Source organism: Stenotrophomonas sp. NPDC047960, from assembly GCF_043204395.1.
In the GTDB taxonomy this organism is placed as follows: domain Bacteria; phylum Pseudomonadota; class Gammaproteobacteria; order Xanthomonadales; family Xanthomonadaceae; genus Stenotrophomonas.
The window spans coordinates 205,796-224,415 of the sequence record NZ_JBIDBX010000001.1 but is presented as its reverse complement, the minus strand read 5'-3'; the positions used below and the strand labels follow the sequence as shown (position 1 = coordinate 224,415).

Genomic DNA, 18,620 nt, shown 5'->3' with positions numbered 1-18,620 from the left:
GGTCGGCAGTATAGCCTCCCTGATCCACCGCGAAATCCCTTTCAATCCTGCCCTTTGTGTCCTGCCCCCCGAGTGCCCCAGCCGTGACCGCCCTGCCCCTGTCCACCCTGCTGTCGAACCTGCACAACGCGGCCACGGCCGCCGGGCGGCCACCGCCGCGCCTGCTGGCGGTGTCCAAGACCCAGCCGGCCGAGGCGGTGGCGGCGCTGGCCGCGCAGGGCCAGCGTGCGTTCGGCGAAAACTACGTGCAGGAAGCGGTGGCCAAGATCGACGCGCTGGCTGGCCTGGGGCTGGAGTGGCATCTGATCGGCCACCTGCAGTCCAACAAGGCCGAGCTGGCCGCGCAGCGCTTCGACTGGGTGCAGAGCGTGGACCGGGCCAAACTGGTCACCGCCCTTGCCGCGCACCGCCCCACCGCGTTGCCGCCGTTGAACGTACTGGTGCAGGTCAACATCGACGATGAAGACAGCAAGCATGGCTGCACGCCCGGCACCGTGCCTGAGCTGGCTGCCGCCATCGCCGCCGAACCCCGCCTGTGCCTGCGCGGATTGATGGCCATCCCTGCGCCGTGGCCGGACCCGGACCGCCGTGCCCGGGCCTTTGAACGCATGCACGCGCTGTTCGCCGATCTCGCTACCCGGTACCCGCAGGTCGATACCCTTTCGATGGGCATGAGCAGCGACTACCCCGAGGCCATTGCCCACGGCGCGACCATGGTCCGCGTCGGCACTGCCTTGTTTGGCGCGCGTCAGTAAGCCGCGCCCCCCCCCAGATCACGTACAAGGACGCCCAATGAGCACCGATTCCATCACCTTCATCGGCGGCGGCAACATGGCGCGCAGCCTGATCGCCGGCCTGGTCCGCCAGGGCACTGCCCCGGGCAACATCCACGTGGCCGAACCGGTTGCCGAGCTGCGCAGCCAGCTGACCACCGACTTCGGCGTCAAGACCTACGCCAGCGCCACGGAAGCGGCCGCCCAAGGCGCGGTATGGGTGCTCGCGGTGAAGCCGCAGGTGCTGCGCGATGTCTGTGCGTCGCTGGCCGACATCGCCCAGGCCAAGGCCCCGCTGGTGGTGTCCATCGCCGCCGGCATCACCAGTGCGCAACTGCTGCGCTGGCTGGGCGGTGCGGGCGCTGTAGTGCGCGCCATGCCCAATACCCCGGCGCTGCTCGGTGCAGGCGTGACCGGGCTGTTTGCCACTTCAGGGGTCAGCGCCGAACAGCGTGGCCAGGCCGACACCGTGCTGGCCAGCGCCGGGCGCACGGTCTGGATCGAGGATGAGGCACGCATGGATGCGGTCACCGCCGTCTCCGGCAGTGGCCCGGCCTACGTGTTTCTGCTGGCCGAGGCGATGGAAGCAGCCGGCATCGCGCAGGGCCTGCCGGCCGACGCCGCGCGCACGCTGGTGGTGCAGACCCTGCTGGGGGCCAGCCGCATGCTGGACGAATCCGGCGAAGCGCCGACGGAGCTGCGCCGCCGGGTGACCTCGCCCAATGGCACCACGCAGGCGGCAATCGAGAGCTTCCAGGGCGACGATTTCGAAGCGATCGTGGCGCGCGCGATCGATGCGGCGACGCGGCGCGGGCAGGCGCTGTCGGCGGCCAACGATTGACGTAGCGCCACGCCCTGCGTGGCTGGCGTATCAATCGGGCGCCAGCGCACCCAATAGAAACTCTACAAAACTTCCCAGCTTCGGCCGCGGCCGCCGGTCCGGCAGATAGACCAGGTGCAACGGCCTGGGTTCGGGCAGGTAATCACCCAACACCGGCACCAGCCGCCCCGCCGCGATATCGTCGGCCAACAACACCGCCGGCTGCAGGATCAACCCCGCCCCGGCCAGCGCGGCACGGCGCAACCCATCGCCGTCATTGCACAGCAGCCGCGAATGCGCCGACCAGTCCTGCTCGGGGAAACCGCGCAGGCGCCAGCCGTGACCACCGCGCCAGGCCAGGTGGGTCAGGCAGTCATGCGCGTGCAGCTCCGACGGGTGGGTCGGCACGCCACGCCGCTGCAGGTAGGACGGCGCCCCACAGATCTGCATCGCATACGGCGGCAGCGGCCGCGCTACCCACTCGGCCGACCCCAGTTGGCCCATCCGCACCACCGCGTCGAACTGCTCTTCAATCAGGTCCACGCGCCGGTTGCTCAGGTCCAGTTCGACGCTGACCTGCGGAAACGCGGCCAGGTAATCCGCCACCAGCGGTGCCAGCACGCAGCTGCCCCACGTCACCGGCGCGCTGATGCGCAGCACGCCCTGCGGCTGCGCCTGCAGCCCTTCCACGCTGGCCTCGGCCTGCTGCACCTGCTCCAGCACGGCGCGGCAGCCGGCCAGGTAGTTGCGCCCGGCATCGGTGAGGCTCTGGCTGCGGGTGTTGCGCTGCAGGAGGCGCACGCCCAGGTGGGCCTCGAGCTGCTGTAGGTACTTGCCCACCATCACCGGCGACACCCCCAACTGCTGGGCGGCCGCGCTCAGGCTGCCCCGGTCGACCACGGCCGCGAAGGCCTGCATGCAGCGGAGGGTGTCCATTGGAAACTCCTGGTTAGGAATCTGCAAAGCATATGCCGGTTACCAAACCCCGTAAGCCGGCGCAGACTGGCCCCATTCCTTACTGGAGCAACCGGCATGAAGATTCTTCTCGTAGGCGCCAGCGGCACCCTGGGCAAGGCTGTCGCCAGCACGCTGGGCGTGCACCACCAGCTTATCCGCGCCGGCCGCCACGGCGGCGATGTGCAGGTGGACCTGACCGACGATGCCAGCGTGCAGGCACTGTTCGAGAAGGTCGGCATGGTGGATGCGGTGGTGGCCGCCACCGGCCGGCTGCACTTCGGGCCGCTGGCCGACATGCAACCGGCGCAGTTCAACCTGGGCCTGCAGGACAAGCTGCTGGGCCAGGTGCGGCTGGCGCTGGCCGCGCAGCATCACCTGAGCGTGGGCGGCTCGATCACGTTGACCAGCGGCATCGTCGGCGCGCAGCCGATCCGCGATGGCGCCAATGCGACCGCCGTCAATGCCGCGCTGGAAGGATTCGTGCGTGCAGCGGCCTGCGACCTGTTGCCGCGCGGGCTGCGTATCAACGTGGTGAGCCCGAACGTGCTGGTGGAATCCATGGACGACTACGGCGCGTATTTCCCGGGGTTTGAGCCGGTGACCGCGCACCGCGCGTCGTTGGCCTACCAGCGCAGCGTGGAGGGCGTGCAGAGCGGGCAGGTCTTTACCGTCTGGTAAACATCAGCCCCAGCGCTGCGGACCATCCCCCTGCTCGCCCAGCGCATCGCCCGGGTTGGCCAACCGGCAACGCTTCAACGACAGACACCCACAGCCGATGCAATCGGTGAGCTGGTCGCGCAGCAACAGCAGTTCCTCGATGCGCTGGTCCAGCTCACCGCGCCACAACGCCGACATCTTCGCCCACTCGGCGCGGGTCGGCGTCTTGTTTTCCGGCAGCGCCGCAAACGCATTGGCCACTGCTTCCAACGGCATGCCCACCCGCTGCGCCACGCGGATCACCGCCAGCCGGCGCAGCACGTCCCGACCGAAACGGCGCTGGTTGCCGGCCGTGCGCAGGCTGCGGATCAGCCCCTTGCGCTCATAGAAGTGCAGCGCCGATACCGCCACGCCGCTGCGACGTGCCACGTCGCCTACACTCAGCTCCTGCGCGATCACTGCTTGACCTCAACCATGGTTAAGGTGTCATCGTGCGTCACCTCGCGGTGTGCCGCAAGCACCGCGCTTCCTCGTTGCCTGGATTCCGCATGTCTTCCGATGTCGCTGCACTGCCCGCCGACGCCCCCACGTCGATCCTCTCGCCGCGCTACCGCGCCACCACCATCGGCATGGTCGCGCTGGTGTCACTCCACGCCTTCGAGGCACTCGCGGTGGCTGCCGCCATGCCCACCGTGGCGCATGAGCTGGATGGTTTGCGCCTTTACGCGCTTGCGTTCGGCGGCACGCTGGCCACCAGCGTGATCGGCATGACGCTGGCGGGCCGCTGGAGCGACCGGCTCGGCCCGGCGCGGCCGTTGTGGCTGGGCCTGTGCTGCTTCATCGCCGGCCTGCTGGTGGCCGGGCTGGCGCAACACATGCCGGTACTGGTGGTCGGCCGTCTGCTGCAGGGGCTGGGCGCGGGAGCCATTTCAGTGTCGCTGTACGTGCTGGTCGGGCGCACGTTCCCCGAATCGCTGCGGCCGCGCGTGTTTGCCGCGTTCTCGGCCGGCTGGGTGGTGCCCTCGCTGATCGGCCCGGCCATCAGCGGTCTGATCGTGCAGCACGCCGGCTGGCGTTGGGTGTTCCTGGGCGTGCCGCTGCTGGCCATACCGGCCGCGCTGCTGCTGCGGCCCGCCCTGCGCGCGGTGCCGCCGCTGGCTGCCGCGCCGCGTTCGGAGGGCAGCGTGGTGCGCTGGGCGATCGGTGCGTCCGTGGGCGCGCTGCTGTTGTACGTGGGAGGCCAGCAGGTAGGCTGGCCGGCACTGGCCGTGCTGCTGCCGGCAGTGGCGCTGCTGGTGCTGTGCAGCTGGAAACTGCTGCCGCGCGGCACCCTGCGCCTGCGCCGTGGCCTGCCCAGCGTGATCGCCCTGCGCGGCATTGCGGCGTCGGCGTTCTTTGGCTGCGAAGCGTTCCTGCCGCTGCTGCTGCAGCGTGAGCGTGGCCTCAGCCCGCTGCTGGCCGGGGTGGCGCTGAGCCTGGGCGCGCTGGGCTGGTTCAGCGGGTCGTGGTTCCAGGGCCATGGCGGCCAGGGGCTTTCGCGTCGCCAGCTGCTCACTGCCGGTGCGCTGCTGATGTGCACCGGCATCATCGGCACCGCACTGGCGATCCAGCCGGGCGTACCGCTGGCCCTGGCGCTGGCCGGGTGGACCTTGACCGGGCTCGGCATGGGGCTGATCTACCCCAGTCTGTCGGTGCTGACGTTGTCGTTGTCGCCGCCGGCGCAGCAGGGCGCGAACAGCTCTGCGCTGCAGTTGAGCGAGGCCTTGGGCGTGGCCACCACGCTCGCCATTTCCGGTTCGCTGTTCGCGCTGATGCTGTCGGTGGATGTGACGCTGGGCTATCTGCAGACGTTCGCGATCATGCTGCTGCTGGCCGCTTCAAGCGTGGTGGTGGCGCGGCGGGTGTGACCGCTACGGCGCCACCTCTTCCAGGTCTTCGCGCAGGATCCGCCGGATCTCCAGCACCGCCTGGGGGGTTTCCTGCACGCTGTGGCCGGAAATGATCACCTTCTCCGACACCGCGCCCGGCAGGTGTGCGCTCCAGTACGGCACCAGCCCGTCATCAGACTTCTCCAGCGGCACCTCCGGTTTGCGCTGGGCGATGATCGAGTGGTACTTCAAACCCGGCTTGATCGGCAGTGCAGCGGCCGCCTTCACGAACGGGTCGGTGGCCTTCAGGTTGTCGATGCTGTTGGGGATCTGCAGCTTGGTGGACTGTGCAGACTGCACTTCCGATTGCTGCAGCGTCTGGAACACATCTTCGAACTTGCCCAGGAGGGTGATCGGCAGGCGCACCAGGCGCCCGATGAAGCGCCCCACCCGGTTGCCGGCGATATCAGTGCCCTTGTGGGGTGCGGCGATGAAGATGGCGCGCTCCACGTCCGGTTCGGCATCGAAGTGCAGCAGTGGCCCCAGTTTGGCCTCGACGCGCTTGAGCCGTTCACCCTTCAGGTCGTAGTTGGCCAACAGCTGGTTCCATAACGTGTCGCCGGAACTGGTGACGAGCAACCGGGCCAGCACGCCGCCCATGCTGTGGCCGATGAATACCATGTCCTTCGAGGCACGCGAGGTGCCCTTCGGGTCGAAATGCCGGAGCGTGTTGTCGAATGCCTGGTCGATCTCGAAACGGTTCAGTGCAATCGGCGCATTGGTCGGGTAGTACACCTGCCACACCTGGAAGTGCCGGCGCAGTTCGGGATCGCCGAGAATCTCGTTGGCCACGTTCACCCAGGCCTCCGGGCTGCTGCCCAGCCCATGCAGCATGAAGATGATGCGGCGGTTCGGGTCCCACGGCTGCATCAGGTACATGTGCGGTTCGGCAATGCCTTCACTCAGCCCGAACAGCGTGCGCAGCGACTGGGTGGCGAAGCCGGACTGGGCCAGCCACATGCCGTAGGCGGCGGTGAAGTTGCCGGCCAGCGGCACCTTCTCGCCATGCAGGTCCACGCTTTCGGTCGATTCAGGCGAATACACGTCGAACAGCACCTGGGTGGTATCCAGCACCTGCTGCAGCGTGTCGCCCTTGAATCGCAACAATGCAGTGGCATTGATCGCCGACATCTCGCTGTACTGAGGAATCTCGGCCTTCTCACCTTCCAGCGGGGCGATCAGCTTCGGCGGGTCCATCACCACGACCAGCTCGGCACCAAACCCGTCGCGGCGATAGGTACTGCGCAGGCCGGCAAAACTCACCGAGGACGCCGACACCATCGTGGTGGGAATGCTGGTCAGGCGCAGCTCGTCGAAGTCCGACGTCAGCGTCCAGCGCTCGCCCTCAACAGCGGCGTTGTAGTCCTCGCCTTCCAGCGCGCTTTCGCGGCTGCGCTTGAACACCACCGTGGCGGTCTGCTCGGCGGCGTAGTTGTAGTAGTCGCGCACCTGGGTCTGGCGGTCTTCGAACGCACGGTCAGACGGCGTGCGGCCGCTGAAAAACAGGTACGCATACGCGTACCGCGCTGCTTCCAGCCACGCATCCAGCGCCGCATCGGATATCGGGGTCTTGTCGCGGTCCTTCGGCTTGGGGGTGAGCGCCAGCGCGTTCTTTACCCACAGCTCGGACAAGGTCGACAGACGCTGTTCCTCGGGCAGGTCGCGGGTGTCTCTCAACGTCGTTTCGCAGGCGGCCACGTCCTTTTCGCACAGCGCCACGTCCAGCCCGATCACGCTCAGCGTTTCCTGCGAGGCCATGCTGAACTTGCCGGAAGTGAGCACGTCACCACGCTTGTTGGCCAGGTAGTCGGTGGGCGAGACCTGCTTCATGGTGACCATGGCGCAGCCGCTGGACAGCAGCAGCGACAGCAGCACCGCAAGCAGGGGCGCGCCACGGCGCAGGAGCCGGCTCATGGCGTCACCTCGGGATCAATGCCAGGCACGCCGGCGCGGATCAGCTGCGAGAAGCGGGGATCATCACCGGCCGCCCGCGCGCGATCGGTGATGCGCCCACGCGCCTTCAGCGTGGCGAAGTCCACGCCGGGCGTGAGCACGCCCAGGTCACGCGCGTACTCGGCGAAATAGCCGGAGGCCAGCAGCCGGTAGTCCAGCGGCAACCCCGGCGCGATCTGCTTTGCCAGCTCGTACACGATGGTGGTGCAGTTGCTGGTCAGCGTGTTGTAGAACGCCGGTGCGGCATCCAGTTTGCGCGCTTCGCCCAGGTAGGACACGAACAGGCCCTTGAGCTGCTCACGGGTCATTCCCTTCAGGCGGTACAGGTACACATCCTCACCGCGCACGTTGCTGCGCACCCGCACAATGTCGGTTTCCTCGGCCGCCACCAGGGTCATCTCGAACTTGCGGAAGAACCCACCCAGTGCCGAGAACGATTCGCCGCGCTCCTTGCGGATCTCCAGCGAGAACACCAGCTGACGGCCGTCGGCGAAGCCGAACGACACCAGCGTGTGCGCGATCAACGGCCCCATCCAGTACGACAGCACCAGGTCGGCCGAACGCAGCTGGTCCAGGTCATATTCCCTGCGCTCCCAGCGCACGTCGTGGTCGTCTTCGCTGCACCAGGTGAAATTGCGCACGTTGTCGAGCACCACCCGGGAGCCATCAAACTCCACCACCTTCAGGCGCTGGGCCACATCATCGGCCCACACCCGGTCCTGACGCGGACTCAGCAGCAGCCACCAGACCCCGCACAGCACCAGCACGGCCACGAACAGCGGGCCCGGCCAGCGCCCCGCGCGGGCGCGTCCAACGGCCACGGCACTGGTGAGCGCAAACGCACCCCAGGCTGCGAGCAGAACACCCTTGAGCCAACCCGGTCCGGGAAGCTGATACGCCAGCAGCCCGGCCACCCACAGCGCGCCGACCAGCATCACTACGGCCAGCCCCCATCGTCCTGCTGTCTTCACACATCGTTCCGTCGGTTGGTCGGGGCGCTAGTTAGCCACAACCGGGGTGTGAGAAACATGTTCCCCTGTTCAGGTTCGCTCAGCGACGCGGGGCGCCCACCTTCTGCCACGGTGCCATGCCCTTCCGGGCGCGCGGCAGCGCCCGCCGCAGCGGCAGACGGCGCGGCATCGGAATGCCCACCCCCGGCGCGGCAGTATTGTCACGGCGCAGGTCGTCGGCGCGCTCGCCCACCAACAGGGCCGCCATCTCCTCCAGTCCGTTGCGCATGGCCCGGGCGGCCGTCTGCAGGGTATTCATGGCGTGTCTCCAGTAACAACGTGGGGCCAACTACGGTAAGACCGGCGGCGCCTACGAGCCGTGCAGGGGATGTGGCAAGAGGATGAAAACCAGCCTGGACGTCTCTGTATCTGAGATTCATTTGCGTTCGCATCCTCACCTCCCGATAATCCGGGCCCTTGGTCCCGGGATCCCCGTCATGTCTGCCCTGCCGCGCCGTTCGCCCTTGCTGCTGCTGGTTCCCACCCTGCTGGCGTCGGCCATGGGCAATGCCCAGGACACCAGCACCGCCCGCACGCTGGACGCGGTGAGTGTGGTCGCCGACCGCGCCAGCACCGCCACCAAAACCGATACCCCGCTCACCCAGACCCCGCAGGCGATCAGCGTGGTGACCCGCGAGCTGTTCACCGACCGCGGCGCCCGTAACCTGCAGGAAACCCTGCGCTACAGCGCCGGCGTGACCGCCGATGCCTACGGCCTGGATACCCGCAGCGACGGCAGCACCGTGCGCGGCCTGGACCCGGTGCAGTACGTGGACGGCCTGCGCCGCAGCTACGGCTTCAATCCGCTGGCACGCACCGAGGTGTACGGTCTGGAGCGGGTGGAAGTGCTGCGCGGCCCGTCGTCGGTGCTGTACGGCGCCGGCGCCACCGGCGGCATCATCAATGCCATCACCAAGCGCCCGACCTTCGGGGAGCTGGGTGGTGAAGTGGCCGTGCAACTGGGCAACTTCGACCGCAGGCAGTTCCAGGGCGATGTGGCAGGCGCCCTGAACGACGCCGGTACCCTGGCCGGTCGTATGGTCGGGCTGGTGCGCGAATCCGGCATGCAGACCGACTTCATCGACGATGACCGCGTGTACCTTGCGCCGTCGATCAGCTGGCAGGGCGAGCGCAGCACCCTCACCGTGCTGGCCAGCTACCAGCACGACAAGACCGCCTCCAGCCAGCAGTTCCTTCCGGTGGTGGCGACCCTCAACGCACCGGCCGGGTCGCCGCGCCTGGATCCGTCGACCTTCCTGGGCGACCGCGATTTCGACAAACTCGATTCGCGCGTGTACAGCGTGACCGCCCTGTTCGACCACCGCTTCAGCGACAGCATCAGCCTGCGCTCGGCCGTGCGCTACCTGGACGGCAAGACCGAATTCCGCGAACTGTACCCCGATACCTACTCCAATCCGCTGGACCCGTTCATCGACGCCGACAAGCGCGTGCTCAACCGCAATGCCTACGGTGTGCGCCCGGACGTGCGTTCGCTGACCAGCGACAACGCGGTGCAGTTCGACTTCGCCACCGGCGCGTTCCAGCACCTGCTGCTGGCCGGCGTGGACTACAGCGATTACCGCGAGAAGTCCTACGCCCTGGATGCCACCCCGACCCCGATCGACATCTACACCCCGATCTCCACCGGCGTGACCATCAACGGCTGGGGCCGCCTGCCCGACCAGCAGACCACCCAGCTGGGCGTGTACCTGCAGGACCAGATCCGCTGGGCCGACCGCGTCTCGCTGGTGCTGGGCGCACGCCGCGACCATGCGCGCAGCAAGACCGAAGGCCTGCCCAGCCAGACCGACAACGCCACCACTTGGCGCGCTGGCCTGATCGGCGAGATCGGCGCGGGCGTGTCGCCGTACATCAGCTACAGCGAATCGTTCCTGCCGGTGACCGGCCAGGATCTGTACGGCCGCGCGTTCAAGCCGATGCAGGGCGACCAGTGGGAAGGCGGCATCAAGTGGCAGCCGGCATCGAACATGCTGGTCACGCTGGCGGCGTATCGCATCACCGAAACCAACCGCCAGACCAACGATCCGGACAACGTGTTGAACGTGATCCAGACCGGTGAGATCGAATCGAAGGGCGTGGAAGTCGAGGGCCAGTTCCAGTTCTCGCACGACGTCACGCTCACTGCGGCGTACTCGCGCAACAAGGCCGAAGTGACCAGGAGCAACTTCGCCATGGAGGTGAACCAGCGCCTCAACGACACCCCGCAGGAGCTGGCCTCGGTGTGGCTGGGCAAGGCCTTCCACCTGGTGGATGACGCGCGCCTGCGCCTGGGCATCGGTGGCCGCTACGTAGGCAACACCCAGTCGCTGGGCTACGGCGGTTTCATCCGCACGCCCAGCTACACGCTGGTGGACGCGCTGGCGGAAGTGCAGGTCACCAACTGGACGATGGCGCTGAACATCACCAACCTGAGCGACAAGAAGTACTTCGCCCCGTGCCGTAACTTCGGTGACTGCTTCACCGGCAACCCGCGCACGGTGACCGCCACCATCAGCTACCGGTTCTGACAGCATCCGCAGTGACGGGCCATGCCCGTCAACCCAATCTCCAGCCGCCGCCAGAGAATTCAATGCAACGTAACACCATCAAAGCCTGGTTCCTGGTCCACAAGTGGACCAGCCTGGTCTGCACCCTCTTCCTGCTGCTGTTGTGCGTGACCGGCCTGCCGCTGGTGTTCGGCGAGGAGATCGCCCACCTCAGCGAACCGCACGTGGACAACCCGCAGCCGCAGGCCGCGCATCGCAACCTGGACGAACAGGTGCGCACCGCCGTGGCGCAGTACCCGGGCAACGTGCCGCTGTTCGTGGGTTGGGACTGGGAAGGCCATACGGTGTACGTCAACACCGGCACCGAGCCGGCCACGCCACCGCCGCAGATGAAGACCGCGCTGCTGGATGCCAGCAGCGGCGAGGTGCTGCCCGCGCCGCAATTCAACGAAGGGGTGATGTACTTCCTGTACCGCCTGCACACCGACCTGTTCCTCGGCCTGCCCGGCATGCTGTTCATGGGCGCGATGGGCCTGCTGTTCGCCGTGGCGATCATCTCCGGCCTGGTGCTGTACGGCCCCTTCATGCGCCGCCAGCGCTTCGGCACCCTGCGCACCGGGCGCAGCCGCCGCTTGGCCTGGCTGGACCTGCACAACGTGATTGGCGTAGTCACCCTGGGCTGGGCGCTCGTGGTGGGCATCACCGGCGCCATCAACACGATTGCCAAGCCCCTGGAAACCGCCTGGCAGAGCCAGCAGCTGGGCGAGTTCGCCGCGCGTTACGCAGGCCAGCCGCGCCCGACCACACTGGCCTCGCTGCAGGCCGCGGTGGACACCGCACGCGCTGCCGAACCCGGCATGCGTCCTGCGTTCGTCAGCTTCCCGGGCACCGGCTACAGCGGCGACCACCACTATGGCGTATTCATGCAGGGCAACACCCCCCTCACCGAACGCCTGTACCGCCCTGTGCTGATCGATGCGGCCAGCGGCGAACTCACCGCCCGGCCACAGCTGCCCACCTACATGAGCGTGCTGCTGCTCAGCCAGCCGCTGCACTTCGGCGACTACGGCAAGCTGCCGCTGAAGATCCTGTGGGCGCTGCTGGACCTGCTCACCATCGCGGTACTGGTCAGCGGCCTGTACCTGTGGTTCAAGCGTGGCAGCACCGAAGCGCGGGTAACCGAGATTGAGCGTGCGGAACAGACCGGGGGCGCGGCATGAGCCGGCCGCCTGCGCGCAATGGCAGCCCGTTCACGGCGCCGGCGTGGATCGCCGCGGCCAGCGTACTGGGCCTGGTCAGTGCGCTGATCGGCGACGGCGCGTTCAACGTGGTGTCGTGGGTCGTCTTCGCCGCGTTGATCGGACTGGTGGTGCGTGCCTGGGTGAAGCGCACGCGCTGATCAGCCGGCCACGTTCCGGGCGAAGTTCACTACCGCCGGTGACGCCTCACCCGCACGCAGGCACAGGTGCAGCTCGAACGCAGCATCATCGCCGCTGATCGGGCGATACACCACCTCGGCCTCGCGGAACCCGGCCATGCTGGCGGGCACCACCGAGATGCCCGCCTCCACGGCTACCAGGGACAGCACCGCATGCATGCCGTGCGCTTCCTGCACCACCCGGGGGGTGAATCCCGCCGTCGCGCACAGGCGCACCACCTGTGCGTGGAAACCCCTGCCCTCGCGGGCCGGCCACAGCACGAACGCTTCATCCGCCAGCGCCGCAATGGTCAAGTGCGCCCGCTGTGCAAGCGGATGCGCGCGCGGCAGCGCGATTGCCAGGCGGTCGCTGTCGAACGCCTGCAGCCGCATGTCGTCGGCCTCGAACACCGGCGGAATCACCACGCCCACGTCAATCCGTTGTTCGCGCAGCATCTGGATCTGGCGTGCGGACGTGGCCTCGATCAGCTCCAGGCGAACGTCCGGGCTGGCCTGGCGGAAGCTTCGGATCACCCCGGGCAGCCGCCCGTACAGCGCGCTGCCCATATAGCCCAGCCGCACGGTACCGGTGCGCCCTGCGGCCGCATCGCGGGTGGCGGTAAGCGCATGGTCGGCCTGCTGCAGCAGCAGGCGTGCTTCGGCCAGCAGCACCGCCCCGGCCGCGGTGAGCCCAAGCGTGCGGTTGCCGCGCTGGATCAGCTCGCTGCCGATCTCGTCTTCCAGCTTGCGGATGGCCGCTGTCAGCGGTGGCTGCGACATGTGCAGGCGCGCGGCAGCGCGGTGGAAGTGCAGCTCTTCTGCCACGGCAACAAACTGGCGAAGCAGGCGGAGATCAACCATGGGCATGCATGCGCTGGACGGAAACCCCGCCAGTATGCCGTGCCGGTGACTACCTGCGGGGTTCCACCGTGGGCTGCGCGATGCGCGACCATTGCGCGGCGATGTCTTCAATGCTGTCGGCGGACGTGGCGCGCAGGTCACGCGGGTAGGCCACATCGTCGGCCTCCACGCTGCGGGTTGCGTGGAACTGGCCGTTGCTGGCGCGCAGGATCCAGCCGCCATCGCGGCAGGCCGCTGATGCAAGGAAGGCAACGCCGGGCGCGACTGCATCCGGGTGCAACTCATCCGGCTCGCCTTCCACGCCCCACATGCGGGTCTTGGCCACCGGCGAGATGGCATTGACCATGATGTTGTGCGGTGCGCCTTCGGCGGCCAGCACGTTGACGATGCCCACCGCCGCCATCTTCGCGGCGGCATACGCGGCCAAGCCCTTCTGCACGTACTGCGGATACAGCGCGCGGTCTGAGGTGGTCAGCACGATGCGGCCATGGTGGTTGGCCTGCATCGAGGGCCACGCCGCCTCGGCCAACCACAGCGGCGCCTTGGCCGCGATGGTCATCATGTGGTCGAAGCGGTCCTCCTCCAGCGCATCGATCTGCTGGTACTCCACCCACCCCGCGTTGTGGATGATGAAGTCGATTCGACCATGGCGGGCAACAATGTCGGCGATCAACGCGCGGCAGCCATCGCGCTGGTCGATCGCCGCATGCGCGGCATGCACGTCCAACCCGGTACCACGCAGCAATGCAACCGTCGCATCAATGCGTCGCGGGTCCTGCCCGTTGCCATCCAGCCCGGCGCCCACGTCATGCATGACGACCAAGGCGCCACGCCGGGCCAACAACCGGCTGTAGGCCAGCCCCAATCCACTGGCCGCGCCGGTAACCAGCCCGACCTGCCCTTCAAACGAGATATCGCCGTGCGTCTGCATCCGCACAGGATCGTACTGACAGCATGCTCAGCGCCAATACCCGCTGCAGCAGTCCACGATACGAAACGCGTATCGCTCTCCAACGATTCACCGCAACGGCTCGACCACCACGGCGGTGCCATAGCACAGGACCTCGGTCAGCCCGGTCATGATGTCGGTGGCGTCGTAGCGCATGCCGATGATCGCGTTGGCCCCAAGCATCCGGGCATGCTTGGCCATGTCGCGGTAGGTTTCCTCGCGCGCCTGCTCGCACAGGTCGGTATAGATGGTGATGTTGCCGCCGAACAGCGTCTGGATACCGCCCAGGAAGTTACCGACGATGGAGCGCGAACGAACGGTGATGCCGCGCACCACGCCCAGGTTGCGCGCGATGCGATAGCCCGGCAGCTCGAACGCGGTGGTCACCATTGAATCATCAAGACGGGGCCCGTTCGGCGGGCGTGCGGCGCTGTTATATGGATCTGCCATGGTTGCCTCGTTGCCAGGGACGGTCCGCCCCGGAGGATGGGAAGGATCAATGCGCGTGTGGCCGTCGCGGGCCGAGGATCCAAAGGAGGCATGTCTGCACCAATACCGCCAACCAAAGCGTGCAATACACTCCCACCGTTATTCCCTTGGTCACGCGTTGGCTGTCATTGGCGTACGGCCAGAGCCGCCACGTATCAATCTCGAATACCCACACGCCCCCCAGCAGCAGTGCCGCTGCAAGGAACGTAGCCAGCCATGTGAGCCATGAACGCGGCCGCGTGCGCACAAACAGCATGGTCAGTAACAAACCTGCTGCGCCGAAAAGCAAAGGAATGCCGATCGCGGTGGTCAGTACACCGGTGTAGTTGGTCGCCAACGCAGTGAGCGGCGCGCAGGAAGCCGCTGCGATCACGCACTTCGCAACCGTTCGATGCCGTGCACTCACGCCCGCAGCACCTGGGTCAGGGTATGGCGCGCGTCGGTGTCGAGTTCGTGGAAACGGGCGACGAAGAATTCAGTTGAGTACATGGTCCCCCCTGGACCGGTCGCGCGTGGCGGGGCCGCGTCGCGCTCCGTGCTGATGTGCTTGTTGCAGGTCCAAGCTTAAGTAAGGTGGCCTGGGCGGACAAGGTCCCATCAGGCGGACAAGGGACCGCGCAGCCACGCAGGGCGTGGCTCTACCGGGAACTGGCGGGCTTGGAGTACCAGAGCGCGTTGACGATGATCCAGCGCTCTCCGAAACGGCCCATGTGGAAGTAGTCCACGAACCAGGGCGTCTCCAGCCGCACCGAGGCCGCGTTGCCGGTAACGTCCAGCACGCGGCAGGTGCGGTCCCACTCCGCCTCGGGCGTCTTCAGCGCGCCCTGACGGGTCAGGCCCACCAGTTCTTCCTTGCTCATGCGGCGCAGGCCAAGCCGCTCGTCCGGGGTTTCGCCCAGCACCATCCGCTTGGCCAGGTCTGGATGCAATGACCGCGCTACCCGCGTGTGATCGGCTTCCAGCTGGCCATCCACATAGTCAAAGCAGGTCGCCTCGATGGCGGCTACGGTGGCGGCATCAGGTGCCGCCGGGGTATTTGCGGTGGCGGCGGCGGCAAACAGCAGGGCAAGTGCGGACATGGAATCCCCAAGAGAGTGACAAGGTAGTCAACAGGTGACGCATCCAACGATTGGATCGATGCCGCTACGGCGCGCCAGGTCGGACCACCTTGCAGTGATAACACCCGCAGGTTGCGCCGTCGACGTTGTACCAGGAATGCACGCCACCATGCGCCTCGCAATCCCTGCCTTTACCCGCGAAACCCAGGTTGATCAGGAACCAGGGCAGGTGCTGCCTGATGGCAGTCCTCCAACGGTAGGGCGAAGGCGTAGCAGCCAGGACCAGTCGCCGGAATACTTCCACCATGACGAGGGGCAACAGCCAGCTTGCCCACAGCAGGCACGAGATGAGCGCTGCGCCCGGTGCCAAGCCTGAAGCAATGGCCACCGGCAACATCAAACGGAACAGGACGGGCGCCAGGGTCACCGCGTAGTTGCGGAGCATCCACGTCCTATGACGCTGCACCCGGCCACGGTGGATCGCGATCATGGCCAACAGCGCCGTGGCCAACCACGCCAAGGCGGTGCCGGCAAACCCAAGCTTGATGGAAAGCGGTGCGGGAGTGGTGGCGATCAATCCGGCCGCCGCCGCGCTGGCCGTGAGGATACCGCCGAAATAGAGGTACCCCACCCGCCGATGCAATGCCGGGCGCTCCCACCACCAGCGCGCCAGCAGCTGGATCGGCCCGGCCACGATGGCCACCACGCCACCGGCCAGGTGCAGCCACAGCCAGCCGTGGCGATCCACGAAGCGGCCATACGCGGGGCTGTCTAGAAGCCCGTACTTCCCATACGCAGCCAGCAGGAATTCGGCCGATATCAACACAACGATCGTCCAGACCAGGACCCTGGAGGCGGTTCTCACCACGTTGTCCCGGCGCGATGGCAGTACACCCACGGCATGGCCTCCTGTCCTGTTGGCGGACTGTACGACGTAATCGCTGCGAAAGTGCGTCACTTCACAATTCATGTGAACATTCCCGCCAATGACCAGCCCTGCCCCCCTCCCGCCGCTCACCGATCCCGCACTGCTCCGCGATATCGCCGAGATCGGCCGCATCGCGGCCGTCCCGCGCATCCTCGAGACGGTCGCCCACATCACCGGCTGCCGGTTCACGGCCATTGCCCGGGTGACCGATACCACGTGGACGGCATGCGCCACCCACGACACCCTCGGCTTCGGCCTGGTGGCGGGCGGCCAGCTGGTGCTGGAGACCACCATCTGCGACGAGATCCGGCAGTCGCCCAGGGCGGTGGTCTTTGCTCATGCCAGCCTGCACCCGGTCTACTCCACCCACCATACCCCACGCATCTATGGGCTGGAGAGTTACGCCTCGGTACCGATTCTTCGTCCGGATGGCAGCTTCTTCGGCACCCTGTGTGCGATCGATTCGGCGCCTGCCACCTTCGATGAGCTGCATATCCAGCGCTCGATGGAACTGCTGGCCGAGCTGATCGGCAATTACCTGGATACCGAAGAACGCCTTGAGCAGGCGGCGGTGGCACTTTCCGATGCGCAACAGGTAGCCGAACTGCGTGACCAGTTCATCGCGGTGCTGGGCCACGATCTTCGCAACCCGCTGCAGTCGATCAGCATCGTGACCGAATCACTCGAGGCGGCGCCGCACTCCGACCAGCAGCAGCGCATGTTCGATCACATCACCGCCAGCGTGAATCGCATGGAGGGGTTGGTGAGTGATGTGCTCGACTTCGCGCGTGGCCGGCTGGGCGGTGGCATTCCGGTGGCATTGCGCAGCGTCGACCGCTTGGCAGCCGATCTGCAGCAGGTGGTGGACGAGGTGACGAACGCTACCGGGCGTGCTGATATCGCGGTGCGGATGGAGATCGGCGGCGCGGTGGTGTGTGATCCGAACCGGCTGGGGCAATTGCTGGCCAATCTGCTGACCAATGCCGTGCAGCATGGCGATGCCGACGCGCCGATTGCGCTGGAGGTACAGGCCGCTTCAAACGGACTGGTATTGACCGTGCGCAACGGCGGGCATATTCCCGCCGAGCGGCTGGCGAGCATTTTCCGGCCGTTCTCACGCGAGCAGGCAGAGCTCCCGCGGCCCGGCCTGGGCCTGGGACTTTACATCGCCGCGGAGATTGCGCGGTCGCATGGGGGCACGCTGGTGGTGGCCTCGGATGAGGCCACCGGGACAGCGTTTACGTTCCGGATGCCGGGTGGCAGCGCCTGATCAGGACTGGATGAAGGCCAGCAGGTCCGGATTGATCACGTCGGCATGCGTGGTCAGCATGCCGTGCGGGTAGCCCTTGTAGACCTTCAGGGTGCCGTTCTTCACCAGCTTCACCGAGAGCAGCGCCGCGTCTGCGATCGGCACCACCTGGTCGTCGTCGCCGTGCATGACCAGCGTCGGCACGGTGATCGCCTTGAGGTCTTCGGTCTGGTCGGTTTCGGAGAAGGCCTTGATGCCTTCGTAGTGGGCCTTGGCGCTGCCCATCATGCCCTGGCGCCACCAGTTCTGGATCACGCCCTGTGAAATGGTCGCACCGGGGCGGTTGAAGCCATAGAACGGGCCGGTCGGGAAGTCGACGAACAGCTGCGCACGGTTGGCCGCAACACCGGCACGGATGCCGTCGAATACTTCCATGGGCAGGCCACCAGGGTTGGCCGCCGTCTTCAGCATCAGCGGCGGCACCGCGCTGACCAGCACCGCCTTGGCAACGCGACCCTGCGGCTGGCCATGCCTGGCCACGTAGCGGGCCACTTCGCCGCCACCGGTGGAATGGCCGATGTGCACGGCGTTGCGCAGGTCCAGGTGTTCGAACACGGCGGAGGCATCGGCCGCGTAATGGTCCATGTCATGCCCGTCGCTGACCTGTTCCGAGCGGCCGTGGCCACGGCGGTCGTGGGCAATCACGCGGTAGCCCTTCTGCAGGAAGTACAGCATCTGGGTGTCCCAGTCGTCCGACGACAGCGGCCAACCGTGATGGAAGACGATGGGCTGCGCGTCGCGCGGGCCCCAGTCCTTGTAGAAGATGCGGACGCCATCTTTGGTGGTGACAAAATTCTCGGACATGCGGGTGTTCTCCGGAGCGGGGGAAGGGGTGCGCGCCATGGCAAAGCCCGGCAGCACCATCACGGCCAGCGCCGAGGCACCGGCCTGCAGCGCCTGGCGGCGGGTGAGCATCAACGTTTCCAGCAATTGGGGGGGCATCGGTCAATCCTGCGCATGGGCGGCAGCCCACATGGGGCCAGATATGGTCGTGCCGGCGCTTG

20 protein-coding genes are annotated in these 18,620 nt (G+C 67.0%); 8 read left to right on the top strand and 12 right to left on the bottom strand.

The window, feature by feature from the left end; all coding sequences use genetic code 11:
- Window positions 1-83 precede the first annotated feature (83 nt).
- Together ACGFZ3_RS01240 and proC are read left to right on the top strand one after the other, a co-directional pair.
- Window positions 84-755, top strand: a complete 672-nt coding sequence (locus ACGFZ3_RS01240) for a YggS family pyridoxal phosphate-dependent enzyme (RefSeq protein WP_392915316.1) — start codon at window positions 84-86, stop codon at window positions 753-755.
- A 37-nt stretch (window positions 756-792) separates the two neighbouring features.
- Window positions 793-1,614, top strand: coding sequence for a pyrroline-5-carboxylate reductase (gene proC, locus ACGFZ3_RS01235; RefSeq protein ID WP_392915313.1), 822 nt, complete (start codon window positions 793-795; stop codon window positions 1,612-1,614).
- A 30-nt stretch (window positions 1,615-1,644) separates the two neighbouring features.
- Here the strand turns inward: proC and ACGFZ3_RS01230 are convergent, their stop codons facing one another.
- Window positions 1,645-2,529 (bottom strand): LysR family transcriptional regulator, encoded by an 885-nt coding sequence (locus ACGFZ3_RS01230; protein ID WP_392915309.1) that lies wholly within the window; start codon window positions 2,527-2,529, stop codon window positions 1,645-1,647.
- A 96-nt stretch (window positions 2,530-2,625) separates the two neighbouring features.
- Between ACGFZ3_RS01230 and ACGFZ3_RS01225 the strand changes: the two genes are divergently transcribed.
- Window positions 2,626-3,228: a short chain dehydrogenase gene (locus ACGFZ3_RS01225; protein WP_392915307.1), complete on the top strand. Its 603-nt coding sequence runs from the start codon at window positions 2,626-2,628 to the stop codon at window positions 3,226-3,228.
- Window positions 3,229-3,231: 3 nt separating this feature from the next.
- Here the strand turns inward: ACGFZ3_RS01225 and soxR are convergent, their stop codons facing one another.
- Window positions 3,232-3,666: a redox-sensitive transcriptional activator SoxR gene (soxR, locus tag ACGFZ3_RS01220; protein WP_392915304.1), complete on the bottom strand. Its 435-nt coding sequence runs from the start codon at window positions 3,664-3,666 to the stop codon at window positions 3,232-3,234.
- Between the two features lie 89 nt (window positions 3,667-3,755).
- On the opposite strand from soxR, the gene ACGFZ3_RS01215 reads away from it, so the two are divergent.
- Window positions 3,756-5,114, top strand: coding sequence for an MFS transporter (locus ACGFZ3_RS01215; RefSeq protein ID WP_392915301.1), 1,359 nt, complete (start codon window positions 3,756-3,758; stop codon window positions 5,112-5,114).
- Window positions 5,115-5,117: 3 nt separating this feature from the next.
- Here ACGFZ3_RS01215 and ACGFZ3_RS01210 read toward each other — a convergent pair whose 3' ends face one another.
- The 3 genes from ACGFZ3_RS01210 to ACGFZ3_RS01200 form a co-directional block, all read right to left on the bottom strand.
- Complete coding sequence (locus ACGFZ3_RS01210; RefSeq protein WP_392915299.1) at window positions 5,118-7,049, bottom strand: esterase/lipase family protein; 1,932 nt, start codon at window positions 7,047-7,049, stop codon at window positions 5,118-5,120.
- Window positions 7,046-8,023, bottom strand: coding sequence for a DUF4105 domain-containing protein (locus ACGFZ3_RS01205; protein ID WP_392917516.1), 978 nt, complete (start codon window positions 8,021-8,023; stop codon window positions 7,046-7,048). Before ACGFZ3_RS01205 ends, ACGFZ3_RS01210 begins: the two co-directional genes overlap by 4 nt.
- Before the next feature lie 115 nt (window positions 8,024-8,138).
- A complete protein-coding gene (locus tag ACGFZ3_RS01200) occupies window positions 8,139-8,357 on the bottom strand; it encodes a hypothetical protein (protein WP_392915296.1) in 219 nt (72 codons plus the stop codon).
- Window positions 8,358-8,535: 178 nt separating this feature from the next.
- Between ACGFZ3_RS01200 and ACGFZ3_RS01195 the strand changes: the two genes are divergently transcribed.
- The 3 genes from ACGFZ3_RS01195 (at window position 8,536) to ACGFZ3_RS01185 (ending at window position 12,004) form a co-directional block, all read left to right on the top strand.
- On the top strand, window positions 8,536-10,626 hold the full coding sequence (locus ACGFZ3_RS01195; protein ID WP_392915294.1) for a TonB-dependent siderophore receptor: 2,091 nt from the start codon (window positions 8,536-8,538) through the stop codon (window positions 10,624-10,626).
- Between the two features lie 62 nt (window positions 10,627-10,688).
- Window positions 10,689-11,825, top strand: a complete 1,137-nt coding sequence (locus ACGFZ3_RS01190; protein ID WP_392915291.1) for a PepSY-associated TM helix domain-containing protein — start codon at window positions 10,689-10,691, stop codon at window positions 11,823-11,825.
- Window positions 11,822-12,004, top strand: coding sequence for a hypothetical protein (locus ACGFZ3_RS01185; RefSeq protein ID WP_392915288.1), 183 nt, complete (start codon window positions 11,822-11,824; stop codon window positions 12,002-12,004). The genes ACGFZ3_RS01190 and ACGFZ3_RS01185 overlap by 4 nt, the downstream gene beginning before the upstream one ends.
- Here ACGFZ3_RS01185 and ACGFZ3_RS01180 read toward each other — a convergent pair whose 3' ends face one another.
- From ACGFZ3_RS01180 to ACGFZ3_RS01155, 6 genes are all read right to left on the bottom strand, one after another.
- Complete coding sequence (locus ACGFZ3_RS01180) at window positions 12,005-12,883, bottom strand: LysR family transcriptional regulator (RefSeq protein WP_392915286.1); 879 nt, start codon at window positions 12,881-12,883, stop codon at window positions 12,005-12,007.
- A gap of 49 nt (window positions 12,884-12,932) precedes the next feature.
- Entirely contained in the window at window positions 12,933-13,814 is an 882-nt protein-coding gene (locus ACGFZ3_RS01175) for an SDR family NAD(P)-dependent oxidoreductase (protein WP_392915283.1), read from the bottom strand.
- Window positions 13,815-13,901: 87 nt separating this feature from the next.
- Window positions 13,902-14,282, bottom strand: coding sequence for a YbjQ family protein (locus tag ACGFZ3_RS01170; protein ID WP_392915280.1), 381 nt, complete (start codon window positions 14,280-14,282; stop codon window positions 13,902-13,904).
- Window positions 14,283-14,328: 46 nt separating this feature from the next.
- Window positions 14,329-14,658, bottom strand: a complete 330-nt coding sequence (locus ACGFZ3_RS01165) for a hypothetical protein (protein ID WP_392915277.1) — start codon at window positions 14,656-14,658, stop codon at window positions 14,329-14,331.
- Between the two features lie 301 nt (window positions 14,659-14,959).
- The gene (locus tag ACGFZ3_RS01160; RefSeq protein WP_392915273.1) at window positions 14,960-15,400 is read right to left on the bottom strand and encodes a nuclear transport factor 2 family protein; all 441 of its coding nucleotides are present in this window, start codon (window positions 15,398-15,400) and stop codon (window positions 14,960-14,962) included.
- A 64-nt stretch (window positions 15,401-15,464) separates the two neighbouring features.
- Complete coding sequence (locus ACGFZ3_RS01155; RefSeq protein WP_392915270.1) at window positions 15,465-16,277, bottom strand: DUF2306 domain-containing protein; 813 nt, start codon at window positions 16,275-16,277, stop codon at window positions 15,465-15,467.
- Window positions 16,278-16,365: 88 nt separating this feature from the next.
- Here ACGFZ3_RS01155 and ACGFZ3_RS01150 point away from each other — a divergent pair, with 88 nt between their 5' ends.
- Window positions 16,366-17,577, top strand: a complete 1,212-nt coding sequence (locus tag ACGFZ3_RS01150) for an ATP-binding protein (protein WP_392915268.1) — start codon at window positions 16,366-16,368, stop codon at window positions 17,575-17,577.
- On the opposite strand, the gene ACGFZ3_RS01145 is transcribed toward ACGFZ3_RS01150, so the two are convergent.
- A complete protein-coding gene (locus tag ACGFZ3_RS01145) occupies window positions 17,578-18,420 on the bottom strand; it encodes an alpha/beta fold hydrolase (protein WP_392917513.1) in 843 nt (280 codons plus the stop codon).
- Window positions 18,421-18,620 lie beyond the last annotated feature (200 nt).